This window comes from Salibaculum griseiflavum (genome assembly GCF_003129565.1).
Classification (GTDB): domain Bacteria; phylum Pseudomonadota; class Alphaproteobacteria; order Rhodobacterales; family Rhodobacteraceae; genus Salibaculum; species Salibaculum griseiflavum.
Genome location: NZ_QETF01000002.1, coordinates 105,741 through 122,165, shown reverse-complemented (window position 1 = coordinate 122,165; position 16,425 = coordinate 105,741). Strand labels below are relative to the sequence as shown.

The following is a 16,425-nucleotide window of genomic DNA, read 5'->3' as shown; positions in this document are numbered from 1 at the left end:
TGAAAACAGGGCGCCAAGACCCAATTATTGTTGTCCATGACTGGAGACGGGGGCGTTGCCTAACGCTGGGACCCGCCGTCTTGCCAAGAACAAGGAAAGAGCATGCAAGAGCCTCTGAGCAATTCCTATCCCATCCTGCCGCTGCGCGACATCGTGGTCTTCCCCCACATGATCGTGCCGCTTTTCGTGGGCCGCGAGAAGTCCGTGAAAGCGCTGGAGGCGGTGATGGCCGAGGACAAGCAGATCCTGCTGTCCAGCCAGATCGACCCGGGCGTCGATGATCCGGATACCGATGGCATTTACCGCGTTGGCGTGCTGGCCAATGTGCTGCAACTGTTGAAACTGCCCGATGGCACCGTGAAGGTGCTGGTCGAGGGCAAGACCCGTGTGCGTATCACGGAATTCCTTGAAAACGAGACCTATTTCGAGGCTGCCTGCGAGGATCTCACCGAGATGCCCGGCGACATGACCGCGATCGAGGCCCTGTCGCGCTCGGTCGGTCAGGAATTCGAACGCTACGCCAAGGTCAAGAAGAACATCCCCGAAGAGGCGCTGGCCGCCGTGGACGAGGCCGATGCGCCCGCCAAGCTGGCCGACCTTGTCGCGGGGCACCTGGGGATCGAAGTGGACCAGAAGCAGGAGCTTCTGGAAACCCTGTCGATCAGCGAACGGCTGGAGAAGGTTTATGGCCTGATGCAGGGCGAAATGTCCGTCCTCCAGGTCGAGAAGAAGATCAAGACCCGCGTCAAATCCCAGATGGAGAAGACCCAGCGCGAATACTACCTGAATGAGCAGATGAAAGCCATTCAGAAGGAGCTGGGCGATGGCGAGGACGGCGAAGGCGAAATCGCCGAGCTGGAAGAGAAAATCGCCGCGACCAAGCTGTCCAAGGAAGCCCGTGAAAAGGCCGAGGCGGAGCTCAAGAAGCTCAAGAACATGAGCCCGATGAGCGCCGAGGCCACGGTCGTGCGCAACTATCTCGACTGGATGCTGTCGATCCCGTGGGGCACCAAGTCGCGCACCAAGAAGGATCTGGGCCGTGCCGAGAAGGTGCTGGATGACGACCATTACGGGCTGGAAAAGGTCAAGGAGCGCATCGTCGAATACCTGGCCGTCCAGCAGCGCTCGAAGAAGCTGAAAGGGCCGATCATGTGCCTTGTCGGCCCGCCGGGCGTGGGTAAGACATCCCTCGGCAAGTCGGTCGCCAAGGCGACGGGCCGCGAATTCATCCGCATCAGCCTTGGTGGCGTGCGCGATGAATCGGAGATCCGTGGCCACCGCCGGACCTATATCGGCTCGATGCCGGGCAAGATCATCCAGGCGCTGAAGAAGGCGAAGACGACCAATCCGCTGATCCTGCTCGACGAGATCGACAAGATGGGCCAGGATTTCCGGGGCGACCCGGCCAGCGCCATGCTGGAAGTGCTTGATCCGGAACAGAATTCCACCTTCGTGGACCACTACCTGGAAGTCGAATATGACCTTTCCAACGTGATGTTCCTGACGACCTCGAACAGCTACAACATGCCCGGGCCGTTGCTGGACCGGATGGAGATCATTCCGCTGTCGGGCTACACCGAGGACGAAAAGCGCGAGATCGCCAAGCAGCACCTGCTGGGCAAACAGATGAAGAACCACGGGCTGAAACCGTCCGAGTTCTCACTGGATGACAGCGCGCTGACCGGGATCATCCGCCACTACACCCGCGAGGCGGGCGTGCGGAACCTGGAACGCGAGATCGCCAAGGTGGCCCGCAAGGCCGTCACCAAGCTGGTGAAGAAAGAGGTGGAACGCGTTGAAGTCACGGGAGAAAACCTGTCCGACTTCCTGGGTGTCCAGAAGTTCCGTTACGGTCTGGCCGAGGAGAAGGACCAGATCGGCGTCGTGACCGGGCTGGCCTATACATCCGTGGGCGGCGAGCTTCTGAACATCGAGGCGGTGCGCTTGCCGGGCAAGGGTCGGATGAAGACCACCGGCACCCTGGGCGACGTCATGAAGGAAAGCATCGACGCGGCCAATTCCTATGTCCGCTCGGTCAGCCCGCAGCTGGGCATCAAGCCGCCGAAGTTCGACAAGCTGGACATCCACGTTCACGTCCCGGACGGGGCCACGCCGAAGGACGGGCCGTCCGCCGGTCTGGCCATGGTCACGGCCATCGTCAGCGTGCTGACTCAGATCCCGGTGCGCAAGGACATCGCCATGACGGGCGAGGTCACCTTGCGCGGCAATGCGACCGCCATCGGCGGCCTGAAGGAAAAGCTGCTTGCGGCGCTGCGGGGCGGGATCAAGACGGTTCTGATCCCCGAGGAGAACGAGAAGGACCTGCCCGAGATCCCCGACAACGTGAAAGAAGGGTTGGAGATCATCCCGGTGAGCCACGTCTCGGAGGTGCTGAAACATGCGCTCGTGCGTCAGCCCGAACCGATCGAATGGGATGAAGAGGCCGAGGAAGCGGCCGCCGCCGAAGCCGCCCTGGGCAAGGGCGACGAGGGCGGCGCGACCGTCGCGCACTAGGCGCGGTCGGATCGAAAAAAGGAAAGGGCCCCCCGGCCGGGGCGCCCTTTTTCGTTCTTGGTTAAATCCAGTCGGTCCGATGCACCGGCATCGACTTTGGCCGTTGCTTAGTTTGGCTCGGTGGTTCCCGAGGTGCTGCTGGCCGCCGCAGCGATCAGCGCGATCAGGATCAGCGGGATCAGCAGGTTGGAGCTGGAGCCGCCGGTTTCCTCGACGATCTCGACCGGTTCCATCTCGATGGCCGGGGCCATGCCGCCGGCAAGGGCGCTGCTGGCGGTCAGGCTGGCGATGGTCGCTGCTGCAAGGATCTTTTTCATGGTCTTTCTCCTGTTTTGGGTTCGGTTCAGTGGATGCGTTTCATTTCAAGGCCCAGCATGCCGTAATCGACACGCATCAGGCCGGTCTTGTCGGTGAGCACGGCCTCGGGGGTGTGGGCCAGCACGTCTTGGGCCATGACGCCCTCGAACACGGCCTCGGCCCCGATATAGCGAAACTGGTAGAGCGGCAGCCCATTCGCGGCTGTGCCGACCGGCACGATGTCCGTCTTCACGCGCATGTCGCTGACCAGTTCGGTTTCTTCGCCCGAGGTGGTGGTGCTGGCGGCCGCGGCGATCAGCGCGATCAGGATCAGCGGTATCAGCAGGTTGGAACTGGAGCCGCCGGTTTCCTCGACGATCTCGACGGGCTCCATCTCGATGGCCGGGGCCATACCGCCGGCGAGGGCGCTGCTGGCGCCGAACGCGGCAAGCGTGGTGGCCAGAACAAGCGTTTTCATATCCATCTCCTCGAATGGTGTAATCGCAAATTCCCGGGACGCTTGCAGCTTGCCGCAGAACGCCGGACGCATTCCGACTAACGACAAAACCCCCCAAGGTTATGAAAGAGAGTTTTTCGCGGGGGTGGCCGCCGCGTCAAGCCTGTTGGTGCAGGCTTTGGTTCCGCCGCGCCAAATGTGCAACGCGGCGGGTGGTTTTCGCGGTGATATGGCACATGTCGTCGAAATTGTTTCTTTGCCCATGTGTCATGGCCGGGAATTGGTGTAGTGTTGACCAAAGAGAAACAAACGGAGCGATCCATGCCGAGCAGCAAGACGCCGACGAAACCCCGGAAAACCACGACGACGCGGGCGACCTCTGGCGCCAAGCCTAAAACTGCGGTGCGCAAATCGACGGTGACGAAGTCCACACGCGCCAAGCCCAAGACAACGAAGGCCCCAAAGGCCGCGCCGGCCCCAGCCGCCAAGGTGGTCGCGGAAACCAAGCCGGTCGTATCCGGCCCCGTCCTGAAAAAGCCCGAGCTGATCGACCGGGTCGTCGCCGAAACCGGCATGAAGAAGAAGGACGTGAAGCCCGTGGTCGAGGCCATGCTGAACGTGCTTGGGCTGGGCCTGGCCAAGGGCGAGGAAATGAACCTGCCGCCTTTGGGCAAGGTCATGATCAACCGCACCAAGGACCTGGCCAAGGCGAAGGTGATCGTCACCAAGGTGCGCCAGCCCAAGGCCGCCGCGCCCGAGGAAAAAGACCCCCTTGCGGAGGCCGCCGAGTAAGGCTAAATCAGCGCCCGGATCGGGTGATTAGCTCAGTGGTAGAGCGCTTCGTTCACATCGAAGATGTCAGGAGTTCGAATCTCTTATCACCCACCATTTCCCTTGCGCGCCCTCCGGGGCGCGTTTGTCGTTTCAAGGACGGGCCTTGGCTGTGCACGTGGGGGCTTGCAAGTGTGATGAAGCCCCGCTAAATCCCGCCGGCACGGGTGATTAGCTCAGTTGGTAGAGCGCTTCGTTTACACCGAAGATGTCGGGAGTTCGAGTCTCTCATCACCCACCAGTTCCATACGGTCCACGCAGCGGATCCAAGGCGACAGTGGCGCATTGCACGTATGGAAATGCCCCCACCCTCTGCGAGGGCCCCACCTAGTTCGAACCTGTCTACGCATGTATGCACAGAAGCTCTGCCGAGAGGCGTCTTTGTGTTGTGTGGACCGTCGCATATCTTCTTGCGAAAGGAGATGCCCCATGAGCTGGAACCCCGCCCTCGACCCTGATTGTCCGACTGGTGACGCGGTCGACGCCATCGAAACCGTGATCGTGCCGCGTGCCCGCGATATCGGCGGGTTCGAGGTGCGCCGCGCCTTGCCCGCGCCGCGCCGCCAGATGGTCGGGCCGTTCATCTTCTTCGACCAGATGGGGCCTGCGGAATTTCTGTCGGGGCAGGGGATCGACGTGCGCCCGCATCCCCATATCGGTTTGGCCACGGTCACTTACCTGCATCGCGGCCAGATCCACCATCGCGACAGCCTCGGGACTGACCAGTGGATCGAACCCGGCGCGGTGAACCTGATGCTGGCCGGGCAGGGCATCACGCATTCGGAACGGATCGACGGGGCCGTGCGCGCGCAGCCTTCCAGCCTGTTCGGCATTCAGAGCTGGATTGCCTTGCCCGAAGAGCGTGAGGACGATCCGGCGGCCTTTCTGCATGCCGGGGCGGGAGATTTGCCGGTGCTCGACGGCGAAGGCAAGACCGTCCGCCTGATCCTCGGCGCGGCCTACGGGGAACGCGCCCCGGTCGAGACTCCGTCCGAGATGTTCTATCTCGATGCGCGCCTTGATCCCTTTGCCCAGCTGCCCTTGCCTGGCAATCACGAGGATCGGGGTGCCTATGTGCTGGAGGGCGAGGTCGAGATCGCGGGCGAAACCCATGCGGCCGGGCGCATGATGGTATTCCGCCCCGGCGACCGCGTCAGTATGAGGGCCGGGCCGCAGGGCGCACGGGTCATGCTGCTGGGCGGGGCCACGCTCAATGGCCCGCGCCATATCTGGTGGAATTTCGTCGCCTCCAGCAAGGACAAGATCGAGGCCGCGAAAGAGGCCTGGCGCGCCGGAGATTGGGAAAACGGACGCTTTCAGCTACCGCCCCATGATGATCAGGAGTTCATTCCCTTGCCGGGCCAGACGCGGTGATCGGAGCGACTTGGGGCGGGGGCGCAAAAACCTTTTCGCGACGTGCCATTCGCGCTTGACGATCCCCGGACCCGCGCCTAGAAGGCACGTCACGCCTCGGGGCAATCCCGGGCGGGCAGTGAGCGGTTGTAGCTCAGTTGGTTAGAGTGCCGGCCTGTCACGCCGGAGGTCGCGGGTTCGAGCCCCGTCAACCGCGCCACCGCTGCCCAGTCCGAACGCCCCCGATGCCCAAGTGCGCGGTTGTAGCTCAGTTGGTTAGAGTGCCGGCCTGTCACGCCGGAGGTCGCGGGTTCGAGCCCCGTCAACCGCGCCACTTTTCTCCTACGTTTTGGACATTCTCCAGTGGCGCACGGCGCTTGCCCTTAATATTAGAAAAGTTTAATGCATGGGCGAAACGAGCGGAGATTCCCATGGCATTCCTTGATCAGATCGACTGGACCCTGATCCTGCTGGCCTGCGCCACGTTGGGGCTGGCGCCTTTCGTGCCCGAGCCGCATATCTGGGAAAAGCTGAAAATGCTGGTCGCGGGCGACCTGGTGAAGCCGATCGACATTTTCGATTTGCTGATGCATGGCGCGCCGTTCCTGCTGCTGATCGCCAAGATCCTGCGCGAGGTGACAAAGGCGGCGTGACGCCGCCAAGGGCAGTCAGGGCCGCGTTGTGATTGCCGGGCGTCGCCCGCTTTGCCGGTGCTAGTCGCCGATCATGGCCCGCACCGCGTCCAGGGCCGGGTCCACGCCCCGTCGGAACGCGGCAGGCTCAAAAGGCATCGCCTGATCGGGCTGCACCCCGATCCCGTCCACCGCCTGCCCCGACGTATCGCGGTAGACTTGGTGCGATAGCCCGAGAATCCAGCCATTGGGCAGGGGGATGTCCAGAATATCCGACAATGTGCCCGAGGTTGGCTCGCCCAGACTCGTCACCTGGGGCATCTCCTTCAGTGCCAGCGCCAAAGCCTCGCCTGCACCGGCGGTGTAGCCGGAATTGAGAAGGTAGACCGGCTGGGTCAGGGGCAGCTCGGTGGCGATCGTGTAGGCGGGAACCGGGTCGGTAAAGCCGGTGTCGTTGCGGGTCTGCTTGGTGAAGGCCAGCGCTGGTTCTTCCGTGAAGAACCCCGCATAGGCCAGCGCCACCGCATCCGAACCGCCGGGATTCAGCCGGTTGTCGAGGATGATCGCCTGCGTGTCGCGCAGCGCGTCCGATACCTGGGCGAAGACCTCTGCCGCCTGCACGGCCTGCGAGGTGCCGAACCCGGCGCGCGTGGCCGTGTGCCGGATGAAAACATACCCGATATTTCCATCGAGCACGGTGTATTCCAGCCCGGTATCCTCGACCTGCGTCAGCCCCAGGGCACGGGGGACCTCGCGGAACGCCACGGCCTCGTCATGCCAGGGCAGGTCCCGGGGCGGGGTGATCGCCGCGCCTGTTGCGGGGTCGAAAAGATAGACGTTGTTGTCGTTCACGCCGTCCAGCATGGCCTCCAGTGCGGGCCAGAGGTCGACAGGGCTGTTGATCGTTGGCGCAAGACGGTCGTATCGGCCCGGCCAGTCAATGCCATGCATTTCGAAAAACGGGTAATGCTCGGCCATGCCATGCCAGGCGATATCGAAGATCTGTCGCGGGCCGGCATCCTGCGGGCTGCCGCCCTCGGCGCAGGCGTCGGGCAGGGCGGCCAGGCGGTGCGTGCGAATCGGGTTGGCGGTGCCGTCCACATCGAGCCGTAGCCCGCCCGCATCGTCCGGGTTCAGGGCGAGGTCACCAAGCTCGGCCAGCAGGAGGGAATGTGCCGGAGCCCGGAAGACCGGCAGGCAGGACACGGCGGTTTCCTGGTAGGCGGTCACGCCGAACCGGCCCACATCGAGCACCATCCCGTAGCCGTCCGTCCGCCATTGGCCCCGCAGCTCGGCCGGGGGCCAGAACAGCGGCCATGTCAACAGGATCAGGCCGACCAGCAGAAAGATCAGCCGCCCGATCCAGCCCAGGACGAAGCGGAACACCATGCGCGGCTAGCCCGCCAAGGCGGCCAGAACCCGCGCCCAGGACCGGATGCCCTTGTGGTAGCTGTCGAGGTCGTATTTCTCGTTCGGGCTGTGGATGCGGTCGTCCTCGTTGGCGAACCCGATCAACATCGCGTCCATGTCCAGCACGGTCTTGAAATGCCCCGCGATGGGAATCGAGCCGCCCATGCCGGAAAACACCGCCTCGCGATTCCATTCATCGCTCAGCGCCAGACGCGCCTTTTCGAACTCGGGCCGGTCGGTGTTCATGACCGAGGCCGCCGATCCGTCGAGATCCATGTCCCATTCGATCTCCAGATCAGGCTTCAACTGGGCCTCGACATGGGCGCGCAGCTTGGAGCGGATGTCGGCGGGGTCCATGGCACCCACCAGCCGGCAGGTCAGCTTGCAATGTGCCTCGGCGGGAATCACGGTTTTCGTGCCTGCACCCTGGTAGCCACCCCACAGCCCGTTGATTTCCAGCGTCGGGCGTGCCCATTGCTGGATCAGCGTGGAATAGCCCTCTTCGCCATGGGGGCGCGTCAGGCCCGCATTGGCCAGGTAATCGGCCTCGTCGAAGCCGCTTGCCTCCCATTGGCGCAGGATCTCGGCCGGGACCTCCTCGACGTCATCGTAGAACCCTTCGACCGCCACGCGCCCGGTCACGTCATGGAACGAGCTGATGATGCGCGAGATTTCACGCAAGGGGTTGATGGCCGGGCCGCCGTAATGACCCGAATGCAGGTCCATGGCCGGGCCTTTGAGGGTGAATTCGTCCTTGAGCATGCCGCGCAGCTGGCTGGCGATCGAGGGCACGCCCGGCGCCACCATCGAGGTGTCGCAGATCAGCGCCAGGTCCGCTTTCAGCGCGTTGGCGTTCTCTTCCATGTAGGGCACCAGTGAGGGCGACCCGCTTTCCTCTTCGCCCTCGAAGAGGAAGGACAGTTGCAGCGGCAGGCTGCCATGCACCGCCTTCCAGGCGCGGCAGGCTTCGACGAAGGTCATCAGCTGGCCCTTGTCGTCGCTGGCGCCGCGGCCACGGATGATCTTCTTGCCGTCGCGCTCTTCGATGCGCGGGTCGAACGGGTCGTGATCCCAAAGCTCCAGCGGGTCCACCGGCTGCACGTCGTAATGGCCATAGAACAAAAGATGCGGGCCGCTGGCCTCATCTGGCGCCTGTCCGTGGGCGACGACCATCGGATGGCCTGGCGTGTCGTGCTTTTCAGCCGCGAAGCCGATCGAGGCGAGGTCCGCGACCAGCCAGTCGGCGGCTTTTTCCACCTCGTCCTTGTAGGCAGGATCGGTCGAAATCGACTGGATCCGCAGAAATTCGGTCAGCCGGTCCAACGCCTGGGGCAGGTCGGAATCGATGCGGGCGAGAACGGGGTCGAGCATGGGGATCCTTTGGTGTTTTCAAGTCGCCGTCACCCTAGCGGGCGCGCAGGCGATGTCCATGGGCATTGCCAACCCGTGCAGGAATACGCAGGGGGCGTCAAATTGTAGCCTGTTGCCTGCCGGGGTCGCAGATTATATGCCTGTCTGACGATATGTTCGCGCGCGGGTCGCGCCCGAAAGCTGCTGCAAGGAAGATTCATGGACTATTCCGCTCATCTGGACGAGGCCCTGACCCGCCTGCACGAGGAAGGCCGCTACCGCACCTTCATCGATATCGAACGCCGCCGGGGCCAGTTTCCCCACGCGGTCTGGACGCGCCCGAATGGCAGCGAACAGCAGATCACCGTTTGGTGTGGCAACGACTACCTTGGAATGGGCCAGCATCCGGTGGTTCTGTCGGCGATGCACGAGGCGCTTGAGGCCACCGGCGCAGGGTCGGGTGGCACGCGCAATATCTCGGGCACCACGGTCTATCACAAGAGGCTGGAGGCCGAACTGGCCGACCTGCACCAGAAAGAGGCGGCGCTACTCTTCACCAGCGCCTACATCGCCAATGACGCGACCCTTTCCACCTTGCCCAAGCTGTTTCCGGGGCTGATCATCTATTCCGATGCGCTCAATCATGCCTCGATGATCGAAGGCATTCGCCGCAACGGCGGGGCCAAGCGGATCTTCAAGCACAATGATCTCGAGGACTTGCGGGCCAAACTTGAAGCGGACGATCCCGCCGCGCCCAAGCTGATCGCCTTCGAATCCGTCTATTCGATGGATGGCGATTTCGGGCCGATCGAGGCAATCTGCGATTTGGCCGAGGAATTCGGTGCGCTGACCTATCTCGACGAAGTGCATGCCGTGGGCATGTATGGCCCCCGCGGCGGCGGCGTGGCCGAACGCGACAGGCTGCTGGACCGGATCGACATCGTCAACGGCACGCTGGGCAAGGCCTTTGGCGTGCATGGCGGATACATTGCCGCAAGCGAGAAAATGTGTGACGCTATAAGGTCTTATGCGCCGGGCTTCATCTTCACGACCTCGTTGCCGCCCGTGGTGGCGGCGGGGGCGGCGGCCTCGGTTGCGCATCTCAAGACCGACCAGGAATTGCGCGATGCGCACCAGACCCAGGCCAAGATCCTCAAGACCCGTTTGCGGGGGCTGGGCCTGCCGCTGATCGATCATGGCAGCCACATCGTGCCGGTGATCGTGGGCGATCCGGTGCATACGAAGGCTTTGTCCGACATGCTGCTGGCCGATCACGGCATCTATGTGCAGCCGATCAACTTCCCCACCGTGCCGCGCGGCACGGAACGCCTGCGGTTCACCCCTTCACCGGTGCACGGGCCAAGGGAAATGGATGCGCTCGTCACCGCGCTGGACGCGCTCTGGTCGCATTGTGCGCTGAATCGTGCCGACCTGACGGGCTGATCTTTCTGCCTGTGCAAAATCAATCCGGACGTGTTAAAAGCCTCTCAAGATAAGGGGCGCGCGACGAATCGCGCTGGCCCGATCTAATGGGGCAGGACAGGATCCACGGGATGATCCGCAGATCGTTCAGGAACGAACCGGCAGAGCCGGATCAGGAAGCACAAGGCTTCGACGCTTTTGACCTGCGCCTGGGGGATCTGATGCGCGGGGAACGCGCGACGATGGGCAAGTCCCTGCTGGACGTGCAGCGCGAGCTGCGCATCAAGGCGGCCTATATCGCCGCGATCGAGAATGCGGACCCCACCGCCTTCGACACTCCCGGATTCATCGCTGGCTATGTGCGGTCCTACGCACGCTACCTGAACCTCGACCCCGACTGGGCCTTCGAGACCTTCTGCCGCGAAAGCGGCTTTGCCACGACCCACGGCATGGCCGAGGAAGCCTCGGGCGTGAAGGCCAAGGATCGCCCGGTGATCCGGACCGAGGCGGATATGTTCGCGGCGCCCGCGACCCCCTTCATCCCCGCCCGCGAGGCGATGCTCAGCCAGATCGAACCGCGCGCCATCGGGTCGGTGCTTGTGCTGGTCGCGTTGATCGGCGGGCTGGGCTATGGCGGCTGGACGGTTCTGCAGGAAGTCCAGAAGGTGCAGTTGGCCCCGGTCGAGAATACCCCGACGGTCATGGCCGACATGGACCCGCTGTCCGGCGCCGGGCGTCCCGAAAGCGGCGAGCGCGTCATGGCCGGCGGCGCCGGTCCGCAGCCCGAGGCGCTGGATCGGCTTTACCGGCCGCAGGCGCTGGACGTGCCTGTCATGGTCGCGCGGGATGGCCCGATCTCGACGCTGGATCCGCGTTCGGTCGGTGCGCTTGTGCCCCCGACGCAACCCGACCGCGCGTTTGCCTCTGCCGAGGCCGTAGCAGCACCGGTCACAGGGATCGAGAGTCCCGTGGACGGCTCGGCCGTGCAGGTCACCGAGGACCCGTTGCCCGGTGTGCAACTGGTTGCCGTGCGCCCGGCCTGGGTGCGCGTGCGCGGGGCCGATGGGTCGGTCCTGTTCGAGGGGATCCTCAATGCCGGCGATACCTTCGACGTGCCCCGCACCGAAGAGCCGCCGACGCTGCGGATCGGCGAATCCGGCGCGGTCTATTTCGCCGTGAACGGCGATCATTACGGTCCGGTTGGTCCGCGCGGCTCGGTCAGTTCGGACGTGGCCCTGTCCACCGAAGCGGTGCTTGAAGGCTACGAGCTGGCGGACCTGTCCGCCGACAGCGACCTTGCCGCCGTGGTCAACGTGGCGGAATTGCAGGCCGCCGAGCCGGTCGAGGACGGCAACCGCTAGACCCGTTGCCCCGCCCGCGAAGACGCCCTAGGTAAGGGGCGTGCAGCAGTCCAGGACAGGCCAAATGTCTCTCAACCCGGTGCGCCCGTGGCGCAACATCCATCGTCGTGACAGTCGCCAGATCATGGTGGGCAACGTGCCCGTGGGGGGCGGCGCGCCGATTACGGTCCAGACCATGACCAATACCGAGACCACGGATATTCCCGGCACAATCGCGCAGGTCCAGGCCGCGGCCGAGGCAGGGGCGGATATCGTCCGTGTCAGCGTGCCCGACGAGGCCAGTTCGAAAGCCCTCAAGGAGATCGTGCGCGAAAGCCCCGTGCCCATCGTCGCGGATATCCATTTCCACTATCGACGGGGCATCGAGGCCGCCGAGGCGGGCGCGGCCTGCCTGCGGATCAATCCCGGCAATATCGGCGACGAAGCCCGCGTGCGCGAAGTGATCAAGGCCGCCCGCGACCATGGTTGTTCCATGCGCATCGGCGTCAATGCGGGATCGCTGGAAAAACACCTGCTGGAGAAATACGGCGAACCCTGCCCAGACGCCATGGTCGAAAGCGGACTGGATCATATCAAGGTCCTGCAGGATAATGACTTTCACGAGTTCAAGATCAGCTGCAAGGCCTCCGATGTCTTCATGGCCTCGGCGGCCTACATGCAGCTGGCCGAGCAGACCGACGCCCCGATCCACCTTGGCATCACCGAGGCGGGCGGGTTGATGTCGGGCACGATCAAGTCGGCCATCGGGCTGGGTCAACTGCTCTGGATGGGGATCGGCGACACGATCCGCGTCAGCCTTTCGGCCGACCCGGTCGAGGAGATCAAGGTCGGCTACGAGATCCTTAAATCCCTGGGCCTGCGTCATCGGGGCGTGAACATCATTTCCTGCCCCTCCTGCGCGCGGCAGGGGTTCGACGTGATCAAGACCGTGGAGACGCTGGAACGCCGGCTGGAGCACATCAAGACGCCGATGTCGCTGTCGATCATCGGCTGCGTGGTGAACGGGCCGGGCGAGGCGTTGATGACGGATGTGGGCTTTACCGGCGGCGGGGCCGGGTCAGGCATGGTTTACCTGGCGGGGAAGGCCAGCCACAAGATGTCCAATGACAAGATGATCGACCACATCGTCGAAGAGGTCGAGAAACGCGCCGCCGAGATCGAGGCGGAAGAGGCCACGCAAACAAAGGCTTAGTGCTGACCTGCGTCATCCGATCAACAACTGACCTAAAAGTAGCATGCTGTTCGCTTTGCCCGCTTGGCCGAGAGTCCTCTTTGGTGATAAGATATGCTTATCCGTGGGGAGAAGGAGTTAATTATGAAGATTTCGTCAGTTGTGGTTCCTGTATCCGTTGCCTTGCTGGCAGGAACGTCGGCACCTGCAGTTGCACAAAGTGCCCTTGGCACATTTGAAGGGGCTGAACTCAGCTATCGCTTCACCAAGACAAGCGAAGACTACGGCTACAACCAATTCATGTCGGGTGTCGGTATCAATTTCGGCAACTTGACGACCCAGTTCGACCTTGGCACCGGCGGCTATGACGGCGAGTTCGGCGATCCGAGCACGTGGACGCTGCATGTCGGTTACATGGTGTCGCCAAACACCGAAGTCGGGGCGTTCTACGGCCAGGAAACATGGGGTGGTGGTACTAGCGACCCCTACCAGTATTATGGTCTCGAAGGCATGTATGCGACCGGCGCATTCGAGGTCGAGGCGGCACTTGGCACGTATCTCGACAACAACAGCTCCGATATCTACTACCAGTTCCTGACCGTCGATGGCGCCTATGCGTTCAACCAGAACTGGTCGGCGCTCGGACACCTGACCCTGACCAGCAATTCCGAATACTACGAGGACTTCGTCATCATCGGGGCAGGGGCGCGGTATGAGACAGGGACCGGCATGTATGCCCAGGCGTCCTACCACTCCATGCGGGGCGAATTCGATAACAATATTCTGGAGTTCAAGGTCGGCTACGAGTTCGGGAACGGGGTGACCTACTCGAACCGGGGGTGGAACGACGTTCTCGTCACCTACTGATCGCTTGACCGGTCAAAGACAGAAAGGGGCGGAGGCTGGTAGCCTGCCGCCCCTCTTTATTGTTTATTCCCGGTGTGCGTGTCCAAGCGTCGAACGGATGCTGGGGGCGCTGGCTTGTGACCGCCCGTAGATCGACGGTTGCAACAAGCCCAATCACTCCTGATAGCGGTCGAGCACGATGGGGGGCACATCGCCGCGCACCATGAGGGTCGGAAAGACGTAGGAGGGGATCGTGTCCAGCGCGAGGGCCTGCATGAGCGCGGCATCGGCGGCAGGATCATGCAGGGCGATGCGCAGCTCGCGGGCTGTGGCGTAGTCCTCCAGCTTGTCGCGCAGGCGACTGTCCGGCGGGACGAAGACCGCGAAGGCGACCGGTCCGGTCCGGCCCAGCAGGATGTCGGAGGTGAACAGCCGGTCCGCATGGGCTGCGATCAGGTCGAGATCGCTGCGGATTTCCTCGGCATAGGGATCGGGGCCGCGCAGGGCGCGGGCGACGATCTCGGGTTCCTCCAGCAGCAATCCGCGGATTTCCGCGCCGAAAGCCGCCCGCTGCGCCGGGGTGAGGTCCAGCCCGTCCGCGCTGGCCGGTGCAGACAGGGCGGCCAGTCCGATGGCCGTGGCAAGCGGGCGCATCACCCTTCCGAGCGGACCTCGTCCACGATTTCGCGCATGACATCGAGCGGGGCATAGCCGCGCACCATCTCGGACTCGAAGACGAAGGTCGGGGTGCCGGTGATCTGCATGCGTTGGGCAAGCAGCTGGGTGTCCTGAAGGGCCGCGCGCACCTCGTCCGAGGACATCTCGGCCATGACCGCGTCGGTGTCGAGGCCCAGGGTGTTCGACAATTCGGTCAGGCTGGCCTCGGTCACGTCGGCGCGCTGGGTCATCAGCGCGTCCGAGACCAGCTTGTAGGCGTCGTCCCCGGCGACATTCAGGACCGCGACGGCAAAGCGCGACGCCAGAAGGGATTGTTCGCCCAGGATCGGGAATTCCTTGATGATGTAGCGGATATTGCCGTCACTTTCGATCAGTTCGGCGACTTCCGGATGGGCGCGTTTGCAGAAGCCACAGCGATAGTCGAGGAATTCGACGATGGTGATGTCGCCCTCTGGATTGCCGCCGACCCAGGAATGACCATCTTCGAAAAGCGCCTCGCGGTTCTGGGCGACCAGTTCCACATCGGCCTGGGCCTCGGCCTGGGCCTGGCGTTGTTCCAGCACGCCGATGGCTTCCATCAGCACCTCGGGGTTTTCCAGAAGGTAGGACCGAACCTCGGCGCGGAAGGCGCTGCGCTCGGTCTCGGTCATGTTGTCGAGGTCGAGCGCAAGGGCAGGGGTGGCGGCCAGCGCGAGGGCGGCGAGGGTCGGTCGCAGAATCGGGCGCATATGGGGTCTCCGGTCAGGTCAGTTTCGGGCGGCGTCCAGCACATCCTGTGCCCGGCGCCAGGCGGCGGAACCGCGCGGTAACCTGTCGACCGCCCGTGTTGCGTGCACCCTAGCATCCTGCATCCGGCCCGCAAGCGCATAGCGTTCGGCGGTCGCCAGAGAGGCAAGCCCCGGCCGGCCGCTGCGGGCATAGGCCTGGCCGAGGTCGCGCAGGATGCGGCCATCGCGAAAGTCGCGGGCGCGGGCGCGTTCCAGCACCTGCACGGCGCGGGTGGCGGCATCCGCACTGTCGAGGGTCAGCAGCGACCGTCCCAGCCCGCCCAGGATCAGGGCATTGTCCGGGGCCAGGGTGCTGGCGTTGCGGTAAGCTTGCGCCGCGGCGGAAAACTGGCGGCTTTCCAGCAGGATCTGGCCAAAGAGTTCGTAGAGGTAGGGATCCTCGGGATGGGCCGCGACCAAGGCCTGCATTTCCCGGATCGCGGCGTTCGCGTCGGCCTGACGGTGCAGGGCGATTGCCCGGCGCATCCGTCCTGTCTGGCTGTCGTCGCCCCGCACCCGGCGCAGCGTCCAGCCGGGATTGCGGGTGAAGGCCGAGAGCTTGCCATGGGCGCGGGCGAACCAGTAATCGGCTTGTTGGTCGACGCCACCGTCACCGGGATTGGCCGCGACCAGCCCGCGCATGGCGCGCAGCCGGGCCGAGGTCAGCGGATGGGTGCGCGCATAGGGATCCTGGCGGCCGATGGACAGGGCCTCTTGGCCGCGGAAGATCTCCAGCACTTCGACCGCGCCCGCCGGATCGACCCCGGCGCGCAGCATGTAACGGATGGCGCTTTGGTCGGCGGCGCTTTCCTCGGCGCGGGTATGGGCGAAGAACCGGCGCATGGCAGAGCCGGTGGCCCCTGCGGCAATTCCGGCCGCGGCATCCGCCTCGCCGGTCGAGATGGCCACGGCGGCGGCCAGCGCCATGCCGAACCCGGCGGCGTTGCGCGCGGCGCCAAGGTTGGATTGCCGCCGGGCCAGGTGGCCATTGGCGATATGGGCCGCTTCGTGGGCGATCACGGATTGCAGCTGGGCCGCGCGCTCCATCTTCAGGATCAGGCCGGTATGCAGGAAGATCGCGTCGCCCCCCAGCACGAAGGCATTAAGCGAGTCGTCATCGACCATCAGAATGCGCACCCGGCCCGGATCGAGCCCCGCAGCGCGCAGGACAGGGCTGGCCAGACGGGTCAGTGCGTGTTCGATATCGGGGTCCCGGATCAGGTTGACCGCCCGGGCCGGCAACGCGGCGACCAGCACCAACGCCGCCACAAGAAGGGCCAGGATCAGCACACGAGGGCGGCGGGACGAGGCAAGGTGCATTGACGGGCTCCGCTTG

At 64.1% G+C, this 16,425-nt stretch carries 15 protein-coding genes and 4 tRNA genes; 12 read left to right on the top strand and 7 right to left on the bottom strand.

Going from position 1 to position 16,425, the window contains the following annotated elements:
• Positions 1-102: 102 nt before the first annotated feature.
• A complete protein-coding gene (lon, locus tag DFK10_RS02460; RefSeq protein WP_109386226.1) occupies positions 103-2,514 on the top strand; it encodes an endopeptidase La in 2,412 nt (803 codons plus the stop codon).
• A gap of 107 nt (positions 2,515-2,621) precedes the next feature.
• Here lon and DFK10_RS02455 read toward each other — a convergent pair whose 3' ends face one another.
• Both DFK10_RS02455 and DFK10_RS16715 read right to left on the bottom strand, forming a co-directional pair.
• Positions 2,622-2,831: a hypothetical protein gene (locus DFK10_RS02455; protein ID WP_109386224.1), complete on the bottom strand. Its 210-nt coding sequence runs from the start codon at positions 2,829-2,831 to the stop codon at positions 2,622-2,624.
• Positions 2,832-2,857: 26 nt separating this feature from the next.
• Positions 2,858-3,289 carry a tail fiber domain-containing protein gene (locus tag DFK10_RS16715; RefSeq protein WP_328589327.1) on the bottom strand — a complete coding sequence of 144 codons (432 nt, stop codon included), beginning with the start codon at positions 3,287-3,289 and terminating at the stop codon, positions 2,858-2,860.
• 300 nt (positions 3,290-3,589) lie between these two features.
• Between DFK10_RS16715 and DFK10_RS02445 the strand changes: the two genes are divergently transcribed.
• The 7 genes from DFK10_RS02445 (at position 3,590) to DFK10_RS02415 (ending at position 6,105) form a co-directional block, all read left to right on the top strand.
• The gene (locus DFK10_RS02445) at positions 3,590-4,060 is read left to right on the top strand and encodes an HU family DNA-binding protein (protein WP_109386222.1); all 471 of its coding nucleotides are present in this window, start codon (positions 3,590-3,592) and stop codon (positions 4,058-4,060) included.
• A gap of 21 nt (positions 4,061-4,081) precedes the next feature.
• A tRNA-Val gene (locus tag DFK10_RS02440) sits at positions 4,082-4,156 on the top strand.
• A 108-nt stretch (positions 4,157-4,264) separates the two neighbouring features.
• Positions 4,265-4,340, top strand: a tRNA-Val gene (locus DFK10_RS02435).
• A 188-nt stretch (positions 4,341-4,528) separates the two neighbouring features.
• On the top strand, positions 4,529-5,473 hold the full coding sequence (locus DFK10_RS02430) for a pirin family protein (RefSeq protein ID WP_109386220.1): 945 nt from the start codon (positions 4,529-4,531) through the stop codon (positions 5,471-5,473).
• A 122-nt stretch (positions 5,474-5,595) separates the two neighbouring features.
• Positions 5,596-5,672: transfer RNA gene (locus DFK10_RS02425), tRNA-Asp, on the top strand.
• A gap of 37 nt (positions 5,673-5,709) precedes the next feature.
• Positions 5,710-5,786: transfer RNA gene (locus DFK10_RS02420), tRNA-Asp, on the top strand.
• A 97-nt stretch (positions 5,787-5,883) separates the two neighbouring features.
• The gene (locus DFK10_RS02415; RefSeq protein ID WP_109386218.1) at positions 5,884-6,105 is read left to right on the top strand and encodes an RND transporter; all 222 of its coding nucleotides are present in this window, start codon (positions 5,884-5,886) and stop codon (positions 6,103-6,105) included.
• A gap of 60 nt (positions 6,106-6,165) precedes the next feature.
• On the opposite strand, the gene DFK10_RS02410 is transcribed toward DFK10_RS02415, so the two are convergent.
• Together DFK10_RS02410 and DFK10_RS02405 are read right to left on the bottom strand one after the other, a co-directional pair.
• The gene (locus tag DFK10_RS02410) at positions 6,166-7,473 is read right to left on the bottom strand and encodes a S41 family peptidase (RefSeq protein WP_109386216.1); all 1,308 of its coding nucleotides are present in this window, start codon (positions 7,471-7,473) and stop codon (positions 6,166-6,168) included.
• Between the two features lie 6 nt (positions 7,474-7,479).
• Positions 7,480-8,865, bottom strand: a complete 1,386-nt coding sequence (locus DFK10_RS02405; RefSeq protein ID WP_109386214.1) for a dipeptidase — start codon at positions 8,863-8,865, stop codon at positions 7,480-7,482.
• A 198-nt stretch (positions 8,866-9,063) separates the two neighbouring features.
• Here DFK10_RS02405 and hemA point away from each other — a divergent pair, with 198 nt between their 5' ends.
• From hemA to DFK10_RS02385, 4 genes are all read left to right on the top strand, one after another.
• Entirely contained in the window at positions 9,064-10,287 is a 1,224-nt protein-coding gene (hemA, locus tag DFK10_RS02400) for a 5-aminolevulinate synthase (RefSeq protein WP_109386212.1), read from the top strand.
• A gap of 110 nt (positions 10,288-10,397) precedes the next feature.
• A complete protein-coding gene (locus DFK10_RS02395) occupies positions 10,398-11,627 on the top strand; it encodes a helix-turn-helix domain-containing protein (protein WP_109386210.1) in 1,230 nt (409 codons plus the stop codon).
• A gap of 64 nt (positions 11,628-11,691) precedes the next feature.
• Complete coding sequence (ispG, locus tag DFK10_RS02390) at positions 11,692-12,819, top strand: flavodoxin-dependent (E)-4-hydroxy-3-methylbut-2-enyl-diphosphate synthase (RefSeq protein WP_109386208.1); 1,128 nt, start codon at positions 11,692-11,694, stop codon at positions 12,817-12,819.
• 123 nt (positions 12,820-12,942) lie between these two features.
• Positions 12,943-13,665 carry a hypothetical protein gene (locus DFK10_RS02385; protein ID WP_109386206.1) on the top strand — a complete coding sequence of 241 codons (723 nt, stop codon included), beginning with the start codon at positions 12,943-12,945 and terminating at the stop codon, positions 13,663-13,665.
• Positions 13,666-13,818: 153 nt separating this feature from the next.
• Here the strand turns inward: DFK10_RS02385 and DFK10_RS02380 are convergent, their stop codons facing one another.
• From DFK10_RS02380 to DFK10_RS02370, 3 genes are read right to left on the bottom strand one after another with little or no spacing between them, the layout of a single operon-like run.
• Entirely contained in the window at positions 13,819-14,301 is a 483-nt protein-coding gene (locus DFK10_RS02380) for a hypothetical protein (RefSeq protein WP_217810039.1), read from the bottom strand.
• Positions 14,298-15,050 (bottom strand): DsbA family protein, encoded by a 753-nt coding sequence (locus tag DFK10_RS02375; protein ID WP_109386202.1) that lies wholly within the window; start codon positions 15,048-15,050, stop codon positions 14,298-14,300. The genes DFK10_RS02380 and DFK10_RS02375 overlap by 4 nt, the downstream gene beginning before the upstream one ends.
• Before the next feature lie 18 nt (positions 15,051-15,068).
• Complete coding sequence (locus tag DFK10_RS02370) at positions 15,069-16,409, bottom strand: M48 family metalloprotease (RefSeq protein ID WP_109386200.1); 1,341 nt, start codon at positions 16,407-16,409, stop codon at positions 15,069-15,071.
• Between the last annotated feature and the right edge of the window lie 16 nt (positions 16,410-16,425).